Genomic DNA, 20,851 nt, shown 5'->3' with positions numbered 1-20,851 from the left:
TTGCATGGTAAAAAAACTACTATTTATTTTCTTTTTGGTTTTTTCTACTGCCGTTTTTTCTCAAAAAACGCTGCAAAAATTAAGTGCTGCACCAAATCCATTTAAAGAAAAAACCAGTATCAAGTTTGAATCAACAAAAGATCAAGAGATTATTTTGATTATCAAAAACATGCTTGGAAAATCTGTTTTTTCAAAAAAACACAGTATTAAAAAAGGAGATAACTCCATTCCATTTTCACGAAACAATTTACAGGCTGGCATGTATATTTACCTGATTCAAGGTCCTTCTGATTTGGTCTCTAAACGCTTTGTTATTAAATGAGTAGTTTAAAACTAACCATTTTAGGTTGTCATTCTGCCACACCTAGAGTAAACGCACACCCTACTTCGCAATACTTAGAAATAAACAATAAACATTTTATTATTGATTGTGGAGAAGGAACCCAAAGACAAATGAGAAAATACAAGGTTGGTTTTTCTAAAATTGATCAAATTTTTATATCTCATTTACACGGAGATCATTTTTTTGGTTTGATAGGATTGATTTCTACTTTTGGAATTTTAAATCGAGAAAAACCCTTGCATATATTTGGACCAAAAGGACTAAAAGAAGTTACTCTTTTACAACTTAGAGTTTCTAAATCCTATGTGAAATTTGATATAATTTATCATGAGTTAACCTCAAAAAACAGTGAATTGATTTATGAAGACGAGAAGGTTACTGTTCATACAATACCTTTAAATCACAGGGTATACACTAATGGTTTTTTATTTTCTGAAAAGCAAAAAAACAGAAAATTAAACCCAGAAATGATACAACAATATCCAGAAATTGAAACCTGTGACTATCACAATATTAAAGCAGGTAAAGATGTGCAATTGCAAAACGGTGAGATTGTTAAAAATGAAAGACTCACATTAGAAGCAGCAAAACCAAAAGCCTATGCCTTTTGTAGTGATACCGCTTTTAAACCAGACATCATTCCTATTATCAAAGGGGCCGATTTACTATATCACGAAGCCACTTTTTTAGAAGACAGAATAGATCTAGCAAAAAAAACCAAACATTCTACAGCCATGGAGGCAGCTAAAATTGCCAAAGAAGCGGGTGTTGGTAAACTTGTTCTTGGTCATTTTTCTAGTCGATATAAAAACGAAGAACTTTTTAAAACCGAAGCAGAAACTATTTTTAATAATGTAACTTTAGCAGAAGCAGGTAAAGAAATTAGTCTCTAAGCTCAAAATAAAGACCTTTAGTATTTTGGATAAAAACAGCATCTTTAGTAAGTACAATGAAATTTTTGAAACCTATCCTCATATTGAATTGGATGAACATATTAAAAAATTAATTGAGTTCGATTCATACTATCCATACAACACTACCTTTTTTTGCATCACCAATACCGTTAGACAAAATTTCGAATACATCAGTAAAAATTTTAATGCATGTACAGCACTGTCATCTAAAGACATGATGCTTGATGGAATGGATTATTTTTGGTCTCGGTTTCACCCTGATGATATTGCTCCATGGATTCAGTGTCTACAAGACCTGATGAACTTTACGATGAATGAATTAAATGACGAGCAACGCAAACGCATGAGTTACACTTGGAACTACCGTATGAAAAACGGAAAAGGCAATTATGTAACGATCATACAAAACACTACTCCCTTACAGTTTGACAAAGAAAACAAGCCCATTATCGGCTTGGCACATTATACTGTTTTAAGTGGTCAAATGAACATTGATATTTGTGCTAGTGCAAAATATTTAAATAGTGAAAATGAGTATGAAACCCTCTACTTTAGTAATATCACAAGTAAAAATTTACTGAATGCTATTAGTCATAGAGAGCGTGATGTAATCCGTTTATTACTTTGTAAGAAATCTAGTAAAGAAATTGCAGAGACTCTAAATATAAGCAAACATACTGTAGATACCCACAGAAGAAATATTCTTAAAAAATTCAATGTAATTTCTACTGGTGAACTAATCAGTTATTTTAAAAACAATATAAATCTTTTATAAAATACTCAATTTGAGTATTGCACAAACTTACTTCATCATTTACTTTTGATCCAAGAAATTTAGGGGGATTAATCAGTAAATTGGATTGGCTTTTAAAAAACTTACACATTTTTTAAAAATGGATTAATTTTTTATGAAAAAGAAAACTGCCAATTCAATTTACTTTTTTTAACAAACCTTAACTGTATTGTTTCAACCTCAGCAACACTAAAGTACAGGCAACTTCAGCAAAAATTCCTGCTTTTTTTAACACAGATTCAAACTCAGCATTTTCTGTTCCTGGGTTAAAAATGACCCTTCTTGGTTTTAGTGAAATAATATAATCATAATATTCTTTTTGCCTTTCTGGATTCAAATAGAGACTCACTGTGTCTATATTTTTAAAGTCATTTTTTTGTGTTTCAATCACAACATCTTCTACTGTTCCTTCCTTTATTCCTATTGCCTTAACAGGATATTTATTAGCACGTAACGCACGTACTGCTCGGTTTGAATAACGGTCAGGATTTAGAGATGCACCAATGACTAATGTTTCGTTTTTCATTTGTTAATATTTTGTTAAAGGACAATTCGCGAGTAACAAAGATACGAATTGAAGCGTCTTTAAAGCAACAATCAAATTCTTATAAACTTATTTTATGAAAAAAATACTACTCCTTATTTTAGTAACTATAAGCGTGCAATCTTACGCTCAATTAGACAAAAAACTTATTGACAAACCTGGTGTCATATCAGGAAAAGTAATCGACAATGCAACCAAAGAATCATTGCCTTATGTCAATATCGTTATTAGAGACACTGCCAAAAAAATCATCACAGGAGGTATCACAGACATCAATGGTCTTTTTACTGTTAAAAACATTCCAGAAGGTGTTAGCTTGGTAGAAATTCAATTTATTGGATTTAAAACCTACTCCAAACAAATTAAAATTGAAAAAGGGAACCGAAAAATCGATTTAGGAACCATTGCCCTACTAGAAGACTCTGCCATGTTAGATGAGGTAGTAGTTAGAGCTGAGACCTCAACAGTGGTTCAAAAAGTAGACCGTAAAGTAATTAATGTTGGTAAAGATCTTACAGCTGCAGGTACTACCGCTTCAGAATTGCTAAACAATGTTCAATCGGTAAGCGTTGATAGTCAAACCGGAAATATTAGTTTGCGTGGAAATGAAAACGTACGTGTTTTGGTAGATGGAAAACCTACCAATATTAGCACTGCTCAATTGTTAAAACAAATTCCTTCAACAGCGATCAAAAGCATAGAATTGATTACAAATCCATCTGCAAAATACAATCCTGAAGGGATGAGTGGAATTATCAATATTGTTTTGAATAAGAATGCCAATATGGGCTTTAATGGATCTGTAGATACAGGCATTACCGTAGGGCATTACGCAAAATACAATGTAGCTACCAATATGAATTACAAGACCGGGAAGGTTAATTTTTTCGGAAACTACGGATATAATAGTGGTGACAATTATAATCATGGATTTATAGAGAGATCAAGCAATAACTCTATTCAAAACTTTTTGATGAAAGACAAAAACCAATCTCATTTGGCTAAAATTGGAGCTGATATTTACCTAGACAGCAAAAATACCTTGTCTGTGTACACCAGCCAAAATTGGTATACAGGAGGTGGTGTAGGAAACATCTTAATAAAAAACAACAATGTATTGACCTCTGATGCTCCTATTAGTCAAGATACAGAAAGCATTAGCAGTACCTACAACCTAAATTACAAGCACGATTTTAACAAAGAAGGGCACAATATAGAATTTGAAGCCACTTACTCTAATACAGATGCTCCAGAAACTTCTAAAAACCAAGATCTTTTAGATGCAAATAATCCGTTTTTAAACTATACAAACAGCATCCAAAACAAAAGAAATAACAGTCTAATCAATTTAGATTATACCAATCCTCTTTCTGAAAATGCAAAATTGGAAATGGGCTTAGAATATCGAGTAAACAACACTTCAAACATCAACTCAAACACACAACATCAATATGTGTATGACAATAACGGAGCTATTACAGGAACCACCCCTATTGGAGATTCCTCTTTTGAATACGATCGTAAAATTTACTCTGGATATATAAACTATGCATATACTTTGGATAAATTTACCATGCAATTAGGGGCTAGAGTTGAGCAGTTTCAAATTGACGGTACCTTTAACAGAACCGGTTTACCAACTGCCAACGTTAAAGATGATATTTTTACAGTATATCCTTCTGCTTTTTTCACCTATACTCCATCGCAAAAAAACCAATTTCAATTGAGCTATAGTCGTAGAGTGGATAGACCCTCTATTCAGCAAGTAAACCCAATTAGAGAATGGAGTACTCCTTTAGTAACCTCAATTGGTAACGAAAACTTGAACCCTCAGTTTACCAACTCATTTGAGGTAAATTACACCAGACAAATAGAGAGAGGTTCTGTTACTTTTGGAAGTTTTTATAGAGTAATCCAAGACAATATCTCAAGAGTTACCTATAAAGACCCTTCTGATCCAACCAACGTAAGACAAATCTTATCGTTTACTAATTTTGATGATACAGATGCTTATGGTCTAGAGTTCTCATTAAACTACCGTGTAAATAGTTGGTGGAGAATTAACTCAAGTGTTGATTTTTACGCTCAAAAACAAAAAGGAATTGTAGATTTAACAACTCCAAACGCCCAACAAATTGAGGTACAGAACAACGCTTTTAATGGACGTATTAGCAACAGCTTTAAAGCTTCAAAGAACCTTAGCTTTCAACTTTTTGCGATGTACAGAGGCTCAGAAAAAGACATTCAGTGGGAAGTAGAACCAATGTGGATGATAAACACTGGAGCTAGCCTAAATGTACTTGAAGGAAAAGGAACCTTTACGTTTAGAGTTAATGACCTATTTCAAGGGATGAAATTTGCGTTCAAATCAAAAACACCATTTGCTCAAAACGGACGTTTTAAATGGGAAAGCAGAACAGCATATGTCGGCTTTAACTATCGATTTGGAAGTGGAAAAAACAAAGCAAAAGAACGTAGAGATCGCGATGACAACATTAAAGAAAACACTGGAGGTTTCTAAAAATAACACCTAATTATTTGAATATAAAACCCGATGCACATATGCATCGGGTTTTTTGATTTACTTTTTAAAATTAAGGCAACTTTTTTATGTAATTTTGATATTCGATTACAAAATCTCATTATCCTAAATTCTCTTTTCAATGACACGATTCCAAATCCTTTACAAACGCTTCGCTCTTTTGAGTTTGCTTAGTCTTAACTTTATTTTATCGACGAGCGCTCAAAACACAAAGACTACCGAAAAGAATTTAAAAATCCTAAGCATCGAAAGAGTAAATGCTACCACATTCCAGCTTAATTTTAACAATCAACAAAACGCACTAATAGATTTTTACAGCGATCATATATTTAGATTCTTCCAAGACCCTAACAATAAGGGACTGCGTGCGCCAGAAGCCAATCCTCCTGCAGAAATTTTAGTCAAAAACCCTAGACGAACTATAAAAAAGCTTCGCATACATGAAAACCCAAATCAGTTTTTGATTTTTACAGACAACATTCAACTACTTTTTAACAAAAAAACAACTTTATTTAAGGTCATCAACCTCAAAAACCAAGCAGTTATTATAGAGCAATTGAATCCTATCGTATTTACAAAAACAAAAACAACACTTACTCTTAAAGAAAACCAGCAGGAATATTTTTATGGAGGCGGTGTGCAAAATGGGCGTTTTTCACACAAAGGAAAAAGCATCGCTATAGAAAACCAAAACAGTTGGACCGATGGAGGAGTTGCCTCTCCTAACCCTTATTTTTGGTCGTCAAATGGTTACGGATTTATGGGCTATACTTTTAAAAAGGGAGTCTATGATTTTGGTGATAAAAAACAAGGAGTAGTAACTCTAACCCATGAGACAGACTACCTTGATACTTTCTTTATGATTGGCGATAAACCCGCTGATTTATTAGCTAATTACTATCAACTAACCGGAAACCCTGCCCTGCTCCCAAAATTTGGATTTTATCAAGGGCATTTAAACGCCTACAATCGAGATTATTGGAAAAAAGACACTACAGGAATCCTCTTTGAAGACGGCAATACATACAAAGAACAGCAAAAAGACAATGGAGGGATTAAAGAATCACTCAATGGCGAAAAGAACAATTACCAATTTTCTGCACGTGCAGTTATAGACCGCTACTCTGCCAATGATATGCCTTTAGGATGGATTTTACCCAACGATGGGTATGGAGCTGGGTACGGACAGACCAACAGCCTTGACGGCAATATTCAAAACCTAAAAGAGTTTGGTGATTATGCGCGTAAAAAGGGCGTCGAGATTGGGCTTTGGACTCAGTCAGATTTGCACCCTAAAGAAGGGATCTCTGCACTACTTCAGAGAGATCTAATTAAAGAAGTAAAGACGGCAGGAGTTCGGGTGCTTAAAACAGATGTAGCCTGGGTTGGCCAAGGCTATTCTTTTGGTTTAAACGGCATAGCAGATGCTGCAAACATCCTAAGCTCTTACGGATCCAACGCAAGACCCTTTATTATCTCTTTAGATGGTTGGGCTGGCACTCAGCGCTACGCTAGTGTTTGGTCTGGAGATCAAACAGGAGGTGTTTGGGAGTATATTCGTTTTCATATCCCAACTTATATTGGAGCTGGTTTATCAGGAATGCCAAATATTACTTCTGATATGGATGGTATTTTTGGAGGTAAAAACCCCGCAGTACTCACCCGTGATTTTCAATGGAAAACCTTTACACCTATGCAATTAAACATGGATGGCTGGGGAGCAAACATCAAATATCCTCATGCACTTGGAGAACCTACGACTTCTATCAACAGAAATTATTTAAAACTTAAATCTGCTTTGCTGCCTTATAGCTATAGCATCGCAAAAGAAGCGGTAACAGGTTTGCCAATGATGAGAGCCATCTTTTTAGAAGATCGCAATACGTATACCCAAGGAATCAGTACGCAGTATGAGTTTTTATATGGTCCTTATTTTTTAATTGCACCCATTTATAAAGAAACAAAAATAGATACACTGGGTAACGATATCAGAAATGGAATTTACCTTCCAAAAGGTTTGTGGTTGGATTATTTTACGGGAGAGCCCTATACCGGAGGTCAGGTTATTAATGATTTTGAAAGTCCTATCTATAAATTACCTGTTTTTGTAAAACGCGGTGCTATTATTCCTTTGGTTGCTCCCAATAATACTATTTCAGAAATTGACAAACAGCAACGTATTTACGAAATTTACCCACATAGAAAATCTGCCTTTACCGTTTTTGATGATGATGGTAAAACTACTGGCTATACTAAAGGAAAAAGCAGTAGTACTTATATAGAATCAGACTTATCAGACCTTGCCAATTTAAGAGTAAGCGTACATCCAACTAAAGGAGGATTTAACGGTTTTGAAGCTCAAAAAACAACAGAATTTAGAATCAATACAACTCAGAAACCTAAAACATTAACTGCCTTGATTGGTCTAAAAGAGATAGAACTCAAAGAAGTAAAAACCTTAGAAGATTTTGACAAGAAAACCAACGTATACTGGTACAACAAACAACCTGATTTTAATCAGTTTTCTACAAAAGGAAGTTCTTTTGAAAAAGTTTCTCTCATAAAAAATCCTCAAATTTGGGTTAAAATTGAAAAAACAGACGTTAGCCAAAACAAGGTTGAACTGACGATTGACGGGTTGTATTTTGATCCAAAGAACACACAAAAACAACAACGAGGCAACCTATCAAGCCCAGAAAATATAACTATTAGCCCTAAAAACACGCAGGCCTATAGCCTAAAACCAACCTGGACTCATATTCCAAATACAGACTATTTTGAAATCGATTTTAATGGGATGCGATATACAACGATCAAAGAAAATTTTTATGTTTTTGAAAATTTAAAACCAGACACTCACTACAGGTTTAAAATTCGATCTGTAAATTTAGATGGCGCATCTGATTGGAAAATATTTACAGGAAAAACCGCTGCAAATCCTTTAAAATTTGCCATTAAAAACATGGTTGGGACTAGCAATGTTAAAGATCAAGGAGGTTCAGAAATTTTTAAACTCTTTGATTTTGATGAAAACTCGATGTGGCATACGGTCTGGGGTAAAAATTCTGTCCCTTTTGAATTGACTATTGATTTAAAATCACTCAACCAACTCGATAAATTTCAATACCTTCCTAGAGCTGGTAAAAGAAATGGCGTTTTCTTAAAAGGAACTGTTTTTTATAGTCAAAACAAAAAAGCATGGATGGCTGCAGGTGATTTTACTAGACAAGATCATGAAGGAGCACAAGAGTTTGTTTTTAAAGACAAGCCTATGGCTCGGTATATTAAACTTGTAATCACTGAAGCTGTTGGTGGTTTTGGTTCTGGTAAAGAACTCTATGTATTTAAAGTTCCAGGAACTGAAACTTATATCCCAGGAGATATCAACCAAGATAAAAAAATTGACAATAATGATCTTGTTTCCTATACAAATTACATCGGTCTTAAAAAAGGAGATGCTGATTTTGATGGCTATATTAGCAAAGGAGATGTAAATACTAATGGAATTATTGACGCCTATGATGTTTCTGTTGTAGCTACTCAATTAGAAGGTGGTACTGCAAACTCAATTACAAAAAGCATTTCAGGAAATTTACAACTGCAAACAGCAAAAAGAAACTTTAAAAAGAATGAACTCATTGATATTCTTATTCAGGGAGAAAATTTAAATGAGGTAAATGCCTTTAGTTTTGCACTAAAATACAATTCAAAACTGTATGAATATGTTGGCAACAAAACAATAAACACAGCGCAAATGTTAGACCTTACAAAAGATAGAAGCCACAAGGATGGCACACAGGTTTTGTACCCAACTTTTGTGAATATTGGAAATCAAAAAACGATTAGTGGTAGCCTTCCTCTTTTTCGAATACAGTTTAAAGCCAAACAAAACTTGACATTTAATTTGGATCTAAATCAGCTAATTTTAGTAGACAAAAACCTAAACTCTCTAGAGTAACCAACTTAAAGCTCTAAACTTTCATTGAGCTTAGGAATGTGTACATTCCATTGGTAGGTGTCGTTTATTTTTACTCTAAATGCATCTATTGCATTGGGTTCGCCGTGCATTAGAAAAACTTTTTCTGGAATATTTTTAATGCTGCTCATCCAGTCTATTAAATCTTTTTGATCTCCATGTGCAGAAAGACTTCCGATGCTTTTTACAGTTGCTTTTACCGGATAATACCGTCCATAAAAACGAATCTCATGAGCTCCTTCTTGGAGCTGTCGTCCTCGGGTTCCTTCTGCCTGATAGCCTACCAGCAATACAGTTGTATTCTTCTGTCCTACTAGCTGCTTTAAATAAGTTAGAACTCTTCCTCCAGTGACCATTCCGCTTCCTGCAATCACTATTTTTGCACGTGTATCATCAATCGTCTCCCAAGTTTCTTTATACGATTGAACAATATTGACATGCCTACACATTGCTTGATATTCTTCTGACGATAGTTTGTGCCAATCGTGATATTGATTAAAAACGTCTAGCACATTTGCACCCATCGGACTGTCAACAAAAATAGGAATGTTGGGTATTTTATTTTGCTTGTACAGTTGCCAAAGTATAAACATGACTGTTTGCAATCGTTCTACAGCAAAACTAGGAATAATTAGAGTTCCTTTATTTTGTATGGTTTCTTTTACCAATTGAGTAAGTATGTTCTGTACATCTTCTTCTTCATGTAATTTATTGCCATAAGTACTCTCAACAAATAAAAAATCTGCCCATTCTGGTTTTTTAGGATCTTCTAACAACAAATCATTTCTTCTACCAATATCTCCAGAAAAGACCAATACGCGTTCTTTTATTTTCAACTCAATAAACACAGAACCTAGAATATGTCCATTGGACTGCATTCTATATTGCAACTCTTCTGACAAGCTATTCCATCTATCTTCTAGACCAACCTCAAACAGTTCTAGTGTTTTTTCTACATCCTCTAAAGTGTAAAAAGGCAAAGCTGGATGGTGTTTACTATACTTTTCTTCATTGGCTCTCTTTGCTTCTTCTTCATGAATCTTAGCACTGTCTTTTAATATAATTTCTGCAATTGCCAAAGTTGGAGCTGTCCCTATAATTTTACCCTTGAAACCCTGTAAAACCAGACGAGGTAAATAACCAACATGATCTAAATGACCATGAGTTAGCAAAACCACATCAATAGAGGGAACATCTACGGGGAGATTCTCCCAATTGAGTTCTCTCAATTCTTTAAGACCTTGAAACATCCCACAATCGATTAAGACACGTTGTTGTTCTGTAGAAATTAAGGTTTTAGAGCCAGTCACTACTCCTGCGGCACCTAAAAATTGTATTGTTGCTATTGAGTTCATCTATTTAGTTGTTTTGTGAGTACACAGTTCAGAAATTTCATGAATAATTTTTTTAGCTCGAAGTTCAGAGACTCCAATCTCTTGCAAAAGAAAGGGTTTGTCAAGCAATTCTCGACATAGCACAATTTCTTTATCTAATAAGTTTTGTTTTTCTTTACTGCTTAATAAAGTAGAGACGGTTATCGGGTATAAATGCAATTGATCTATCCTGTCTTTTAGTGCGTTGCCTTTTGGATAATCCCAACTTAACAAATACAGACCAACACAGCTGCCATACTGTAAAGCATCCTCTGTAAAGCGTGTATTGGTGACCACCCAACCTTCTTTTATTTGAGTTATTTTATTGGGATCTGCATTCCAATTAGCCTTAACATCGTTGTATCTAGAATGAATATACAAAGGTACTTTTACATCGCAGTTTAAACCTTGGCTGGTGTGAAACTTACACTCTATCACCGTCGTTTCATTATTTTGATAAGCCAAAACATCGATTTCATGACGTACGCAATTTCCTTGAAGTATCTTCCCTACCTCAGTAAAATAGCCAGAATGACTTAAGATTGCACTCACATAGCGCTCAAAAGGGAAACCTGTGGGGCCCAATTCATAAAGAGCTTTCTTAAGTTTAAATTTAGAAGCATAATAGCTGCGCTCTTTTTTGAGAAGATCAAAAGCCAGGTTGTAGATTTCTTTGGTAGAAATGCCTTGATACAACTGATCTCTTACCTTGTCTAGAATTTGATTGACAAGCAGCTTATTAGCACCTGAACTCCTTAAAGACCTCCGAAGTTTCTGCAGTGAAAATCTAACTTTTCTACCAGAAGATTTTGTAATTTCTATACGATTGTTTTTCATCTTTAAAACTAAAACCTAGCGTGTTATATACACAACTTTTGGTTAGGTTGAAGTTACGAGATTTCAATCAATAAGACAATGATAAATGTTAGGTCTTCTTTTTTATTTACAATAAGACAGTAAAACCCCTAATAGGTTAAATTAGCTAGTGAGAAATCGTTTACCAACGAATGATCACACTACCCCAGGTAAATCCACTACCAAATGCTGCTAAAACAACCAAATCATTGTCCTTAATTTTTCCTAGTTCCCAAGCCTCAGTAAGAGCAATAATAACAGAAGCTGCAGTGGTGTTTCCATACTTCATTATATTATTATGCACCTTATCATCAGACAATTGAAACTTCTTTTGGATAAATTGAGCGATTCTTAAATTAGCTTGATGTGGGATCAACATATCAATATCTTCTTTTTGCAATTGGTTAGCCTGTAAGCCTTCCATAATCGCTTCAGAAAAGCGTCCAATAGCGTGTTTAAATACAAACTGCCCATTCATGTACGGATAATACGATACGTCTTCTGGATCATTCTCAGCCATGATTTCTGGCACCCAACGTTGAGTTGAGGGTCCTTCTAACATCAATTCTTTGGCGTGCTTCCCTTCAGAGTGTAGATGCGATGACAATAAGCCTTTTCCTTTCTCTTCTGATCTTGAAAGTACGGCAGCTCCTGCTCCATCACCAAAAATTACAGAGACGTTTCTACCTCTAGTAGACTTTTCTAAACCACCAGAGTGATTTTCTGATCCAATTACTAAAATATTTTTATACATCCCAGTTTTGATAAACTGATCTGCAACAGAGAGTGAATAGATAAAACCAGAACATTGATTACGTACATCTAATGCCCCAATGGTTGGCATCTCTAAAAGGTCTTGAATTTGCACCCCTCCTCCTGGAAAATACATATCTGGACTAAGCGTAGCAAAAACTATAAAATCAATATCATCTTTTGTTAGACCAGCGCGTTCTATGGCAATTTTTGCAGCTTTGGCTCCCATAACCGCTGTGGTATCTCCAGTACTTGGATCAATCCATCTGCGTTCTTCAATCCCGGTGCGTTCTTGAATCCATTCATCACTAGTCTCCATCCATTTTTTCAAGTCGTCATTGGTTACAATATTTTCTGGAACATAATAGCCCAATCCGGATATTTTTGAATTATACATCATCTATGAGGTCAATTTTTATGATATTAATATTTTATAGCCTCCAAAAATACTAATTTATTTATATCTTTACCAACATCAACCGATTATAAGCTATTAATCAACTAATCTAGCTTACTTAAAACGTCAACATCTACCCATGTTGGCGTTTTTTATGTCATCTTGTCACAAAATGTTTTTTGGTATTTTTTTTGACTATACCTCTCTGAAAAAAAGTACAATCTTTAGTCTATTGGAATACGCTAATGCTTTTTCTATTTAGACTATTAAACAAAAAATAACCATATTATGAGTAAAGGAAACATTAATGTATCGGTAGAAAACATTTTCCCGTTAATTAAAAAATTCTTGTATTCTGATCACGAAATATTTTTACGTGAGTTAATTTCTAACGGAACAGATGCAACTTCAAAATTAAAACATTTAATTGCCATTGGCGAGGCCAAAGTTGAATTAGGAGATGCTAAAATCGAGATAAGCATTGACAAAGACAACAAAACCTTAACTATTAAAGATCAAGGTTTAGGAATGACTGCTGATGAAGTTGAAAAATACATCAATCAGATTGCGTTCTCTGGTGCTGAAGAGTTCTTAGACAAATACAAAGACAACGAAGCTGGAATTATTGGACATTTTGGTCTGGGCTTCTACTCTGCTTTTATGGTTGCCAAAAAAGTAGAAATCATTACCAAATCATTTAAAGATGAACCTGCGGCTCATTGGACTTGTGATGGCTCTCCAGAGTTTACTTTAGAGGCTCATGACAAGACAGATAGAGGAACTGAAATTATCTTACACATTGCAGATGACTCTACAGAGTTTTTAGAAGAGAGTAAAATAAGAGAACTTCTTACCAAATACAATCGTTTTAACCAAGTGCCTATTAAATTTGGAACAAAAAAAATAAACGATCCAGATTTCACTCCTACTACTACTAAAGACAAAGACGGTAAAGAAACTACTGAGCCACACAAACAAATAGAAGTAGACAACATCATTAACAATACGGATCCGGCTTGGACAAAAAAACCAGCGGATTTAGAAGATGAAGATTATACAAATTTCTACAGAGAATTGTATCCTATGCAATTTGAAGAATCACTGTTTCATATTCACCTAAATGTAGATTATCCTTTTAACCTTACTGGAATCTTATTTTTCCCGAAACTTAGTCCAAACATGGACATGCAGAAGGACAAAATCCAATTGTATCAAAATCAAGTTTTTGTTACTGACAATGTAGAAGGAATCGTACCTGATTTCTTACAGATGTTAAAAGGTGTGATTGACTCACCAGATATTCCATTAAACGTATCTAGATCTTATTTACAAGCCGATGGAGCTGTAAAGAAAATCTCTGGATACATAACTAAAAAAGTGGCAGACAAATTAGCTTCATTGTTTAAAAACAACAGAGAAGATTTTGAAACCAAATGGAATGATATTAAGGTAATTATTGAATACGGAATGCTTTCTGAAGACAAGTTCTTTGACAAAGCAAAGAGTTTTGCCTTGTATCCAACTGTAGACAATAGCTATTTTACTTTTGATGAGCTTTTAGAAAAAACCAAAGCTGCACAAACAGACAAAGACGGTAATCAGATTATCTTATATGCTGCTAATAAAGAAGCACAGCACAGTTATATTCAAGCTGCCAAGACTAAAGGTTATGAAGTTTTATTGCTAGACTCTCCTATTGTTGGACACTTGATTCAAAAACTAGAAGGCAGCAATGAAAAGGTGAAATTTGCCAGAGTAGATGCAGATCATATTGATAACTTGATCAAAAAAGACGATACTGTAATTTCTAAATTAACAGACGAAGAAAAAGAAACATTGAAACCAATTATTGAAGCAGCTGTACCAAAAGAAACCTACACCGTTCAATTAGAGGCAATGGACTCTTCTGCTTCTCCATTTATAATCACGGTTCCAGAATTTATGCGAAGAATGAAAGAAATGCAAGCTTCTGGTGGCGGTGGAATGATGGGTATGGGGAATTTCCCAGACATGTATAATTTGGTTGTGAATACCAATCATGAGTTGGTTGGTGAAATTTTAAACACCAAGACTGCTAAAAAGCAAGAGCGTTTAATTAAACAAGCTTTTGATTTGGCAAAATTATCTCAAAACTTACTACACGGTGAAGAGTTAACAAACTTTATCAAACGCTCTTACGAGTTGATTAAATAAAATTAATGAGTTAAATTAGTCATCAACAATCTAAATTTAGATTACTTCTTTAATTAAAATACAAACCTCTTTGTGAAAACAGAGAGGTTTTTTGTTGTTTAAAACAGCTCTTCTTACCACACTGTTCTAAACATTAACATATGTTCTTTCTAAATTTACTTTATACTTCAGGTAAAAATTTCTAAATTCGGTGCAAAATAAAAACCATCCATATATTAAATATCAATTTCAGATGAAACAAACTATCTTATGGCTTCTTTGTTTAGCCACTTCACTGAGCATCGCTCAAACCAAGAATCAATCACAACTTACCATAGATCAAATTATGCAAGGTGATGATTTTGTAGGTTATTTACCAACGAGTATTAATTGGTCAGAAAACAACAGAGACATCTACTTTAGTTGGAACCCAGAGATGGATACCATTCGATCAACGTATAAGGTAAATAGTATTTCTAAAAAAATTAACAAGGCGAGTGCTGAAGATCTTAAATCAAGAATGAGCCCAAGTGACATTAGCAAAAATGGCAAATGGTCTGTTTATGGAAAATCTGGTGATTTATTTTTAAAAGATAATAAAAACAACAGCATTAAACGACTAACTTATACGACTGCATTTGAATCTAATCCAAGATTTTCTGGTGATGATGCCTCAATTATCTATCAACAAAGCAACAATTTATACCAATGGCATATTGCTGATGGTACCATAACGCAGCTTACCAATTTTAGAAGTGGAAGCAAAAGCAGTGGTTCAAGAAAAAAATTAAGTGAGCAAGATCAGTGGTTAGAAGATGATCAGTTAAACTATTTTGACGTACTTAAAAAGCGTGAAGCTCAAAGTGCAGCGAGAGCATTTAGCCGTGAGCAAACCAGAATTGAAGGTATGGACGTTGTTTACTTAGGTAATAAAAACTTATTTGGATTAAACATTTCTCCAGACCTAAACTATGTTGTATATCAATTATACACTCCAACAAGAGGAGCTAAAAGAACAATTGTTCCAGATTACGTAACAAAAAGTGGTTATACAACTGATTTAAATACTAGATCAAAGGTTGGAGGCCCACAAAATAATTTTGAATCTTGGATCTTAGATTTAAAAACTGGTAAAAACTATCAAATAGAAACCAAAACTATTCCTGGGATAAAAGACAAGCCTTCGTTCTTAAAAGAATATGCTAAAAACCCTTCTGAGTATGAGGATACTTACAAAAACCCAAGAGCTGTAAGAGTTGGAAGCCCTTTATTTTCTGAGGATGGTAAAGCCGTTGTTTCTATTAGCTCTTCTGACAATAAAGATCGTTGGATTATGCAAGTAAACCTTAAAGACGGTAGCTTAAAATTAATTGACAGACAGCATGATGATGCTTGGATAGGAGGACCAGAAATAAACAGAATGGGTTGGCTTGACAACAACACTATTTGGTTTAAATCTGAAAAAACTGGATATTCTCATTTGTATACGGCCAATGTAAATACAGGAAAGATAAAAGCCTTAACAGAGGGTAATTTTGAGATTTTAAACACACAATTATCAAAAGATAAAAAAACCTTTTTCATTACAAGTAATAAAGTAAGCCCACATGAGCATCACTTTTACCACTTAGCTGCCAAAGGCGGAAAAATGAAACAAATTACTACTAAAAAAGGAGGACATGAGGTAACTATTTCTCCAGATGAAAAGCAACTTGCTATTCGTTATTCATATGCTAATAAACCTTGGGAATTGTATATAATGCCAAATAAAGCAAAAGCTAAGATGGTACAACTTACCTCTTCTACAACCAAAGCTTTTAGATCTTACAAATGGATGGATCCTGAGATTGTAAACTTTACAGCAAGTGATGGTAAAAAGGTACCGGCTACACTATACAAACCAAGTCCAGAAAAGAAAAATGGTGCCGCTGTTATTTTTGTACACGGTGCTGGTTACTTACAAAATGTACACTTTTGGTGGTCAAGCTATTTTAGAGAAAATATGTTTCATAATTTCTTAGTCGATAACGGATATACTGTTTTAGCGATTGACTATAGAGCGAGTGCTGGATACGGACGCGATTGGAGAACTGACATTTATAGACATATGGGTGGAAAAGACTTATCTGACAACGTAGATGGAGCAAAATACTTAGTCAACTCACTAGGGATTGACAAAGACAAAATTGGGATTTACGGTGGATCATATGGAGGTTTTATTACTTTGATGGCCTTGTTTAATGCCCCTGACACCTTTAAGAGTGGTGCTGCCTTGCGCTCTGTAACTGATTGGGCACATTACAATCATGGGTATACTGCCAATATTTTAAACACACCTACTGAAGACCCTAAGGCCTATGAGCGTAGCTCTCCTTTGTATTTTGCAGAAGGCTTAAAAGGCAATCTATTAATGCTCCATGGTATGGTTGATACCAATGTGCATTTCCAAGATGTAGTTCGATTATCTCAACGACTTATTGAGTTGAAAAAAGAAAACTGGGAACTTGCAGTTTTCCCGGTTGAGAATCACGGTTTTGTAGAATCATCTAGCTGGTCTGATGAATACAGACGTATCTACAAATTATTTGAAGAAACGCTAAGAGATTAGTTATTAAATACCGCTTTGAGAACATTCGAAAGGCCTTTATAAAATTCAAAAACCTCTTTGTGAAAACAGAGAGGTTTTTTTGTTAAAAAGCAGTAATTTTGCCAGCACAATTTTATTCATAGACTAGTATGTTTTCAATCGTAAAAGCAACTCCAGATCAGGCAAAACCACTAAGCAAGATTGCCGTTGAAGCCTTCTTAACAGCACATGGCCACTCTGCTCCTGCAAAGGATATCGAAAGCTATATCTCCAAAAGCTTTAATGAAACTGTTTTTGCAAAAGAATTGGCAAATCCTAGCTATGAATACTATCTCATCTATTACAACAATCAGCTGGCTGGATATTCTAAGATTGTGCTCAACACTCCTAATGAAAATATTAGCGATCAAAACGTCACCAAGCTAGAGAGAATCTACTTGTTAGAAGAATTTTACGGATTGCAATTGGGTAAAGAATTATTCAATTTTAACCTTGCGTTCTCAAAAAAAAATAACCAAGCTGGGATCTGGCTAGCCGTTTGGGTAGAAAACCACAGAGCCCTAACCTTTTATAAAAAAGTAGGGTTTCAGAAAGTGGGTAGTTTTAATTTTAAGGTTTCAGAAACTCATTACAATCCTAACCACATTATGTTCCTTAAGTTTGAGTAATTTACTACAACTATAAAGCACTGTTATTCTCTAGCTCTTAAAGCTTTGAAATAACTTTTTAGTATCTTTGAGTAAAAGAAATTTAAATGAGTAGAAAATGGAAATTTATAGCATATCCGCTCTTGCTGATCGCAATACTGTACCTTAAATTTTTTAATGAAACTAGCTATGGGTTTATCCGACGCTATTATGAGTTGCAGTCTTTAATTGCATTTGTCATCTTTTACCTCTCGGTTGGATTTATTGCCCACTTAGCCAAGTATCTGTATTCTAAAAAGAACAAAATAGCATTTAACAAAAAAAACAATGTTCATTTCGGAATAGAAAACATTGCAAATTTCACTATTGGAATTGCTGCTATTGTTGTGGTTATTAGTCTTTTTAGTGGTGTAAACCCCAAAGATTTAATCACATCTTTAACCATTGTAGCCGCAGCAATTGCCATCCTTACTAAAGAGTATATCGTTGATTTTTTTAGCGGTATCTATTTAAGCTTTTCCAATACCTTTGAAATTGGTGATTATGTAAAAATTGACAACCTTAAAGGCAAGATAGTCGAGATAAGCATGCTAAAGGTAAAAGTATTGAATGATGATGATGATATTGTAATTGTGCCCAACTCAAAAGTTCACAATAATGAGATTATCAATTACACAAAAAAGGATGCTCGTTTTATGACTGTTGATTTTCAAATAGCCTTAAAATACATCGACAATATTGAACAGCTTGAAAAAGAAATTATTTCATCATTAGAAAGTTTTAGTCAATATATAGAACCTAAAACCTACAATTTAAAGGTGGTAGAAATGAAAGTCGATTATCTAGATTTAAAATTTCAATACACCTTAAAATTAGTGGACATGGACATGCAGCGAAAAATCAGAAAAAAAACAATTCGCGAGGTGTTTAATTTTATCTCAAGCAAAAAAGAACTTCCACCACATACTAAATAAGCAAGATTGCAGATTCTAGAGAAGCAAAAGAATAAAAAATACTTTTTAGTATCTTTGAGAAACTGATCTAAAAAAATGAAAAAACTATTTTTTGCCTGCTTGATGTTTTCTGCAAGTGTATTTGCACAAAGCAATACCGAAGTTTATTTATACGATTTAAAAAAAGACAAAGGCACTTTTAGCCTTGGAGATGGAAAAAATATCTCAAACAACCCTGGCTACGATAGCCAACCTCATTTTTACTCAAAGAAGGTATTGGTTTTTTCATCTACCAGAAACAATCAAACTGATATTGCAGCCTACACCATTAAAACTGGTGAAATAAATTTTATAAACAGCACCCCAAATGGCGGAGAATATTCACCACAGCGAATTCCTAAATCTAAAGATATTTCTGCTGTTCGCTTAGATACTGATGGCTTACAACGCTTTTATCGTTACAAGTATAAGACTGGAGAAAACACGGAGATTATTCCTGATTTAAAAGTGGCCTACCCAATGTGGTACACTAAAAACACAGCCGTTACTGTTGTTATTGTTGGCAATAGCTTGGATTTAATTATAAGTGATTTGGCCAGTAAAGAAAACAAAACCATTCAGAAAAAAGTGGGTCGTTCTGTGCATAAGATTCCAAAGACAAAATTGGTTAGCTATATTAGTAAAGCAAAAGATCAGTGGGAGATTAGATCCTTGAATCCTAAAACGGGAGAAACTAAGAAAATTATTAATACCCTTGGAAAAACTGAAGACATTTGCTGGTTACCAAACGGAACTATTTTATTGGCAAAAGGAAATTCTATTATGAGTTACAACCCAAATAACGATAAAGACTGGACCGTTTTTCATACTTTTAATTCACATAAAAACATCAGCCGAATTATTGTCAACTCAAAAGGAACTCAACTTGCTTTGGTCTCTGATTAAAAATTGAATTTTCGCGTAAAGTAACCTTTTAAATAGATAATTTGGATAAGAAGCATGAGTCCAAAAATTACAACGACACTTAATGTTGAGCTAGAGACAGACAGCTGCTCAAAATAGTTATTAAAATTGAACTCATTTAAAAATGAAAAATTGATTTCAGGAACTTCAAAGCCTTCTTTTACAGATGATGTTACAGATCTAAAAAGAAGTACTCCAACAGCTAACACAATTATCAACCAAGCTTTTATTGAGATCAAAGGCTTATAAACCAACGGTTTCTTAGCCACTGCCAATTGCTCAATATTCTTCATGACATTTGCTGTGAAATTAGAAGAAGGTGTGCTCTCTGGAAGCTCACTTAAATACTTTTTTGCAAAAGCATCCAACTCTTTTATGTGTTTATTTTCTCCCATAATTCTCAATTAATGCTGGTTCAACTTGATTTTTTACGATGCTCAATAATTTTTTTCGAGCTCGATGTAATTTTACTTTAACATTGGCTTCTGTTAAAGAGGTAACGGCTATAATTTCTTTTAAACTTAATTCTTTAAAATAGAAAAACAATAAAATTGCCTTCTCATCCTCTGGTAACTCATCCATACAATTAGAAATAACCTTCGCTCTTTCTTCTCTTTCTATACCGTCTAAAGCCGTTTCTACATCAGATATATAATTAATGTTTATTTCATCAATAGGGCGATTGTTCTGCAATTTAGAATTCTTTTTTAAAGAATCCAAACAAGCGTGATACCCTATCTTATACAACCAAGTCGAAAATTTAGCATCTCCTTTAAACTTTGCAAGATTTGTATATGCCTTTACAAACACATCTTGCGCAACCTCTTCTGCTTCTTCTCTATTCTTGAGCATCTTTAAGGTTAAAGAGTAAACCAACCCCTTATACTTATCTATTAAATAAGCAAAGGCATTTGCATCACCTTTTAAGGTTTTTGCTATATAGTCTTCTTCGGTTAGTTTGGTCATTTGTATCTTTGACTGTTCTTTTTTAATTTAGGTTACAAACTTTTTTAATTTTATTTTTGATTTTTTTGTAACC

Annotated in this window: 16 protein-coding genes; 10 read left to right on the top strand and 6 right to left on the bottom strand. The window is 34.2% G+C overall.

Annotated features, from left to right (window positions below; genetic code table 11):
• The first annotated feature begins 4 nt into the window (after positions 1-4).
• Genes WHC90_RS11775 through WHC90_RS11765 form a run of 3 tightly spaced genes read left to right on the top strand, consistent with a single transcriptional unit; the run spans position 5 to position 2,032 of the window.
• On the top strand, positions 5-322 hold the full coding sequence (locus WHC90_RS11775) for a T9SS type A sorting domain-containing protein (RefSeq protein WP_188599168.1): 318 nt from the start codon (positions 5-7) through the stop codon (positions 320-322).
• On the top strand, positions 319-1,236 hold the full coding sequence (locus WHC90_RS11770; protein ID WP_188599169.1) for a ribonuclease Z: 918 nt from the start codon (positions 319-321) through the stop codon (positions 1,234-1,236). Before WHC90_RS11775 ends, WHC90_RS11770 begins: the two co-directional genes overlap by 4 nt.
• A gap of 25 nt (positions 1,237-1,261) precedes the next feature.
• Positions 1,262-2,032 carry a helix-turn-helix transcriptional regulator gene (locus WHC90_RS11765; protein WP_188599170.1) on the top strand — a complete coding sequence of 257 codons (771 nt, stop codon included), beginning with the start codon at positions 1,262-1,264 and terminating at the stop codon, positions 2,030-2,032.
• Between the two features lie 178 nt (positions 2,033-2,210).
• Here WHC90_RS11765 and WHC90_RS11760 read toward each other — a convergent pair whose 3' ends face one another.
• Positions 2,211-2,576 (bottom strand): CoA-binding protein, encoded by a 366-nt coding sequence (locus tag WHC90_RS11760; RefSeq protein WP_188599171.1) that lies wholly within the window; start codon positions 2,574-2,576, stop codon positions 2,211-2,213.
• Between the two features lie 94 nt (positions 2,577-2,670).
• On the opposite strand from WHC90_RS11760, the gene WHC90_RS11755 reads away from it, so the two are divergent.
• Complete coding sequence (locus tag WHC90_RS11755) at positions 2,671-5,115, top strand: TonB-dependent receptor domain-containing protein (protein WP_188599172.1); 2,445 nt, start codon at positions 2,671-2,673, stop codon at positions 5,113-5,115.
• Positions 5,116-5,257: 142 nt separating this feature from the next.
• Positions 5,258-9,094 carry a TIM-barrel domain-containing protein gene (locus tag WHC90_RS11750; RefSeq protein WP_188599173.1) on the top strand — a complete coding sequence of 1,279 codons (3,837 nt, stop codon included), beginning with the start codon at positions 5,258-5,260 and terminating at the stop codon, positions 9,092-9,094.
• Between the two features lie 5 nt (positions 9,095-9,099).
• On the opposite strand, the gene WHC90_RS11745 is transcribed toward WHC90_RS11750, so the two are convergent.
• The 3 genes from WHC90_RS11745 to WHC90_RS11735 form a co-directional block, all read right to left on the bottom strand.
• Complete coding sequence (locus tag WHC90_RS11745) at positions 9,100-10,467, bottom strand: MBL fold metallo-hydrolase RNA specificity domain-containing protein (protein WP_188599174.1); 1,368 nt, start codon at positions 10,465-10,467, stop codon at positions 9,100-9,102.
• Positions 10,468-11,322 (bottom strand): ATP cone domain-containing protein, encoded by an 855-nt coding sequence (locus tag WHC90_RS11740; RefSeq protein ID WP_188599175.1) that lies wholly within the window; start codon positions 11,320-11,322, stop codon positions 10,468-10,470.
• 160 nt (positions 11,323-11,482) lie between these two features.
• Positions 11,483-12,490 carry a 3-oxoacyl-ACP synthase III family protein gene (locus WHC90_RS11735; protein WP_188599282.1) on the bottom strand — a complete coding sequence of 336 codons (1,008 nt, stop codon included), beginning with the start codon at positions 12,488-12,490 and terminating at the stop codon, positions 11,483-11,485.
• 288 nt (positions 12,491-12,778) lie between these two features.
• Between WHC90_RS11735 and htpG the strand changes: the two genes are divergently transcribed.
• The 5 genes from htpG (at position 12,779) to WHC90_RS11710 (ending at position 19,794) form a co-directional block, all read left to right on the top strand.
• Positions 12,779-14,683 (top strand): molecular chaperone HtpG, encoded by a 1,905-nt coding sequence (htpG, locus tag WHC90_RS11730; RefSeq protein WP_188599176.1) that lies wholly within the window; start codon positions 12,779-12,781, stop codon positions 14,681-14,683.
• 232 nt (positions 14,684-14,915) lie between these two features.
• On the top strand, positions 14,916-17,270 hold the full coding sequence (locus tag WHC90_RS11725; RefSeq protein ID WP_188599177.1) for a S9 family peptidase: 2,355 nt from the start codon (positions 14,916-14,918) through the stop codon (positions 17,268-17,270).
• A gap of 128 nt (positions 17,271-17,398) precedes the next feature.
• Positions 17,399-17,917, top strand: coding sequence for a GNAT family N-acetyltransferase (locus WHC90_RS11720; protein ID WP_188599178.1), 519 nt, complete (start codon positions 17,399-17,401; stop codon positions 17,915-17,917).
• A gap of 86 nt (positions 17,918-18,003) precedes the next feature.
• Positions 18,004-18,870: a mechanosensitive ion channel family protein gene (locus WHC90_RS11715; RefSeq protein ID WP_188599179.1), complete on the top strand. Its 867-nt coding sequence runs from the start codon at positions 18,004-18,006 to the stop codon at positions 18,868-18,870.
• Between the two features lie 75 nt (positions 18,871-18,945).
• Entirely contained in the window at positions 18,946-19,794 is an 849-nt protein-coding gene (locus WHC90_RS11710) for a hypothetical protein (RefSeq protein WP_188599180.1), read from the top strand.
• Here WHC90_RS11710 and WHC90_RS11705 read toward each other — a convergent pair.
• The gene (locus WHC90_RS11705; RefSeq protein ID WP_188599181.1) at positions 19,791-20,207 is read right to left on the bottom strand and encodes a hypothetical protein; all 417 of its coding nucleotides are present in this window, start codon (positions 20,205-20,207) and stop codon (positions 19,791-19,793) included. The two genes, WHC90_RS11710 and WHC90_RS11705, sit on opposite strands and share 4 nt — an antisense overlap.
• Positions 20,194-20,778: an RNA polymerase sigma factor gene (locus WHC90_RS11700; RefSeq protein ID WP_188599182.1), complete on the bottom strand. Its 585-nt coding sequence runs from the start codon at positions 20,776-20,778 to the stop codon at positions 20,194-20,196. The genes WHC90_RS11705 and WHC90_RS11700 overlap by 14 nt, the downstream gene beginning before the upstream one ends.
• Positions 20,779-20,851: the final 73 nt, after the last annotated feature.

The organism is Polaribacter pacificus (assembly GCF_038024035.1).
GTDB lineage: Bacteria > Bacteroidota > Bacteroidia > Flavobacteriales > Flavobacteriaceae > Polaribacter > Polaribacter pacificus.
This window is presented reverse-complemented; position numbering and strand designations above follow the sequence as displayed.

What these genes read in the sequence shown, in the direction of transcription:
- WHC90_RS11720 (WP_188599178.1), top strand. Translation starts at nt 17,399, where the DNA reads ATGTTTTCAATCGTAAAAGCAACTCCAGATCAGGCAAAACCACTAAGC.
- WHC90_RS11770 (WP_188599169.1), top strand. Translation starts at nt 319, where the DNA reads ATGAGTAGTTTAAAACTAACCATTTTAGGTTGTCATTCTGCCACACCT.
- WHC90_RS11760 (WP_188599171.1), bottom strand. Translation starts at nt 2,576, where the DNA reads ATGAAAAACGAAACATTAGTCATTGGTGCATCTCTAAATCCTGACCGT.
- WHC90_RS11745 (WP_188599174.1), bottom strand. Translation starts at nt 10,467, where the DNA reads ATGAACTCAATAGCAACAATACAATTTTTAGGTGCCGCAGGAGTAGTG.
- htpG (WP_188599176.1), top strand. Translation starts at nt 12,779, where the DNA reads ATGAGTAAAGGAAACATTAATGTATCGGTAGAAAACATTTTCCCGTTA.
- WHC90_RS11775 (WP_188599168.1), top strand. Translation starts at nt 5, where the DNA reads ATGGTAAAAAAACTACTATTTATTTTCTTTTTGGTTTTTTCTACTGCC.
- WHC90_RS11700 (WP_188599182.1), bottom strand. Translation starts at nt 20,778, where the DNA reads ATGACCAAACTAACCGAAGAAGACTATATAGCAAAAACCTTAAAAGGT.
- WHC90_RS11725 (WP_188599177.1), top strand. Translation starts at nt 14,916, where the DNA reads ATGAAACAAACTATCTTATGGCTTCTTTGTTTAGCCACTTCACTGAGC.
- WHC90_RS11755 (WP_188599172.1), top strand. Translation starts at nt 2,671, where the DNA reads ATGAAAAAAATACTACTCCTTATTTTAGTAACTATAAGCGTGCAATCT.
- WHC90_RS11705 (WP_188599181.1), bottom strand. Translation starts at nt 20,207, where the DNA reads ATGGGAGAAAATAAACACATAAAAGAGTTGGATGCTTTTGCAAAAAAG.
- WHC90_RS11750 (WP_188599173.1), top strand. Translation starts at nt 5,258, where the DNA reads ATGACACGATTCCAAATCCTTTACAAACGCTTCGCTCTTTTGAGTTTG.
- WHC90_RS11740 (WP_188599175.1), bottom strand. Translation starts at nt 11,322, where the DNA reads ATGAAAAACAATCGTATAGAAATTACAAAATCTTCTGGTAGAAAAGTT.
- WHC90_RS11710 (WP_188599180.1), top strand. Translation starts at nt 18,946, where the DNA reads ATGAAAAAACTATTTTTTGCCTGCTTGATGTTTTCTGCAAGTGTATTT.
- WHC90_RS11715 (WP_188599179.1), top strand. Translation starts at nt 18,004, where the DNA reads ATGAGTAGAAAATGGAAATTTATAGCATATCCGCTCTTGCTGATCGCA.
- WHC90_RS11735 (WP_188599282.1), bottom strand. Translation starts at nt 12,490, where the DNA reads ATGTATAATTCAAAAATATCCGGATTGGGCTATTATGTTCCAGAAAAT.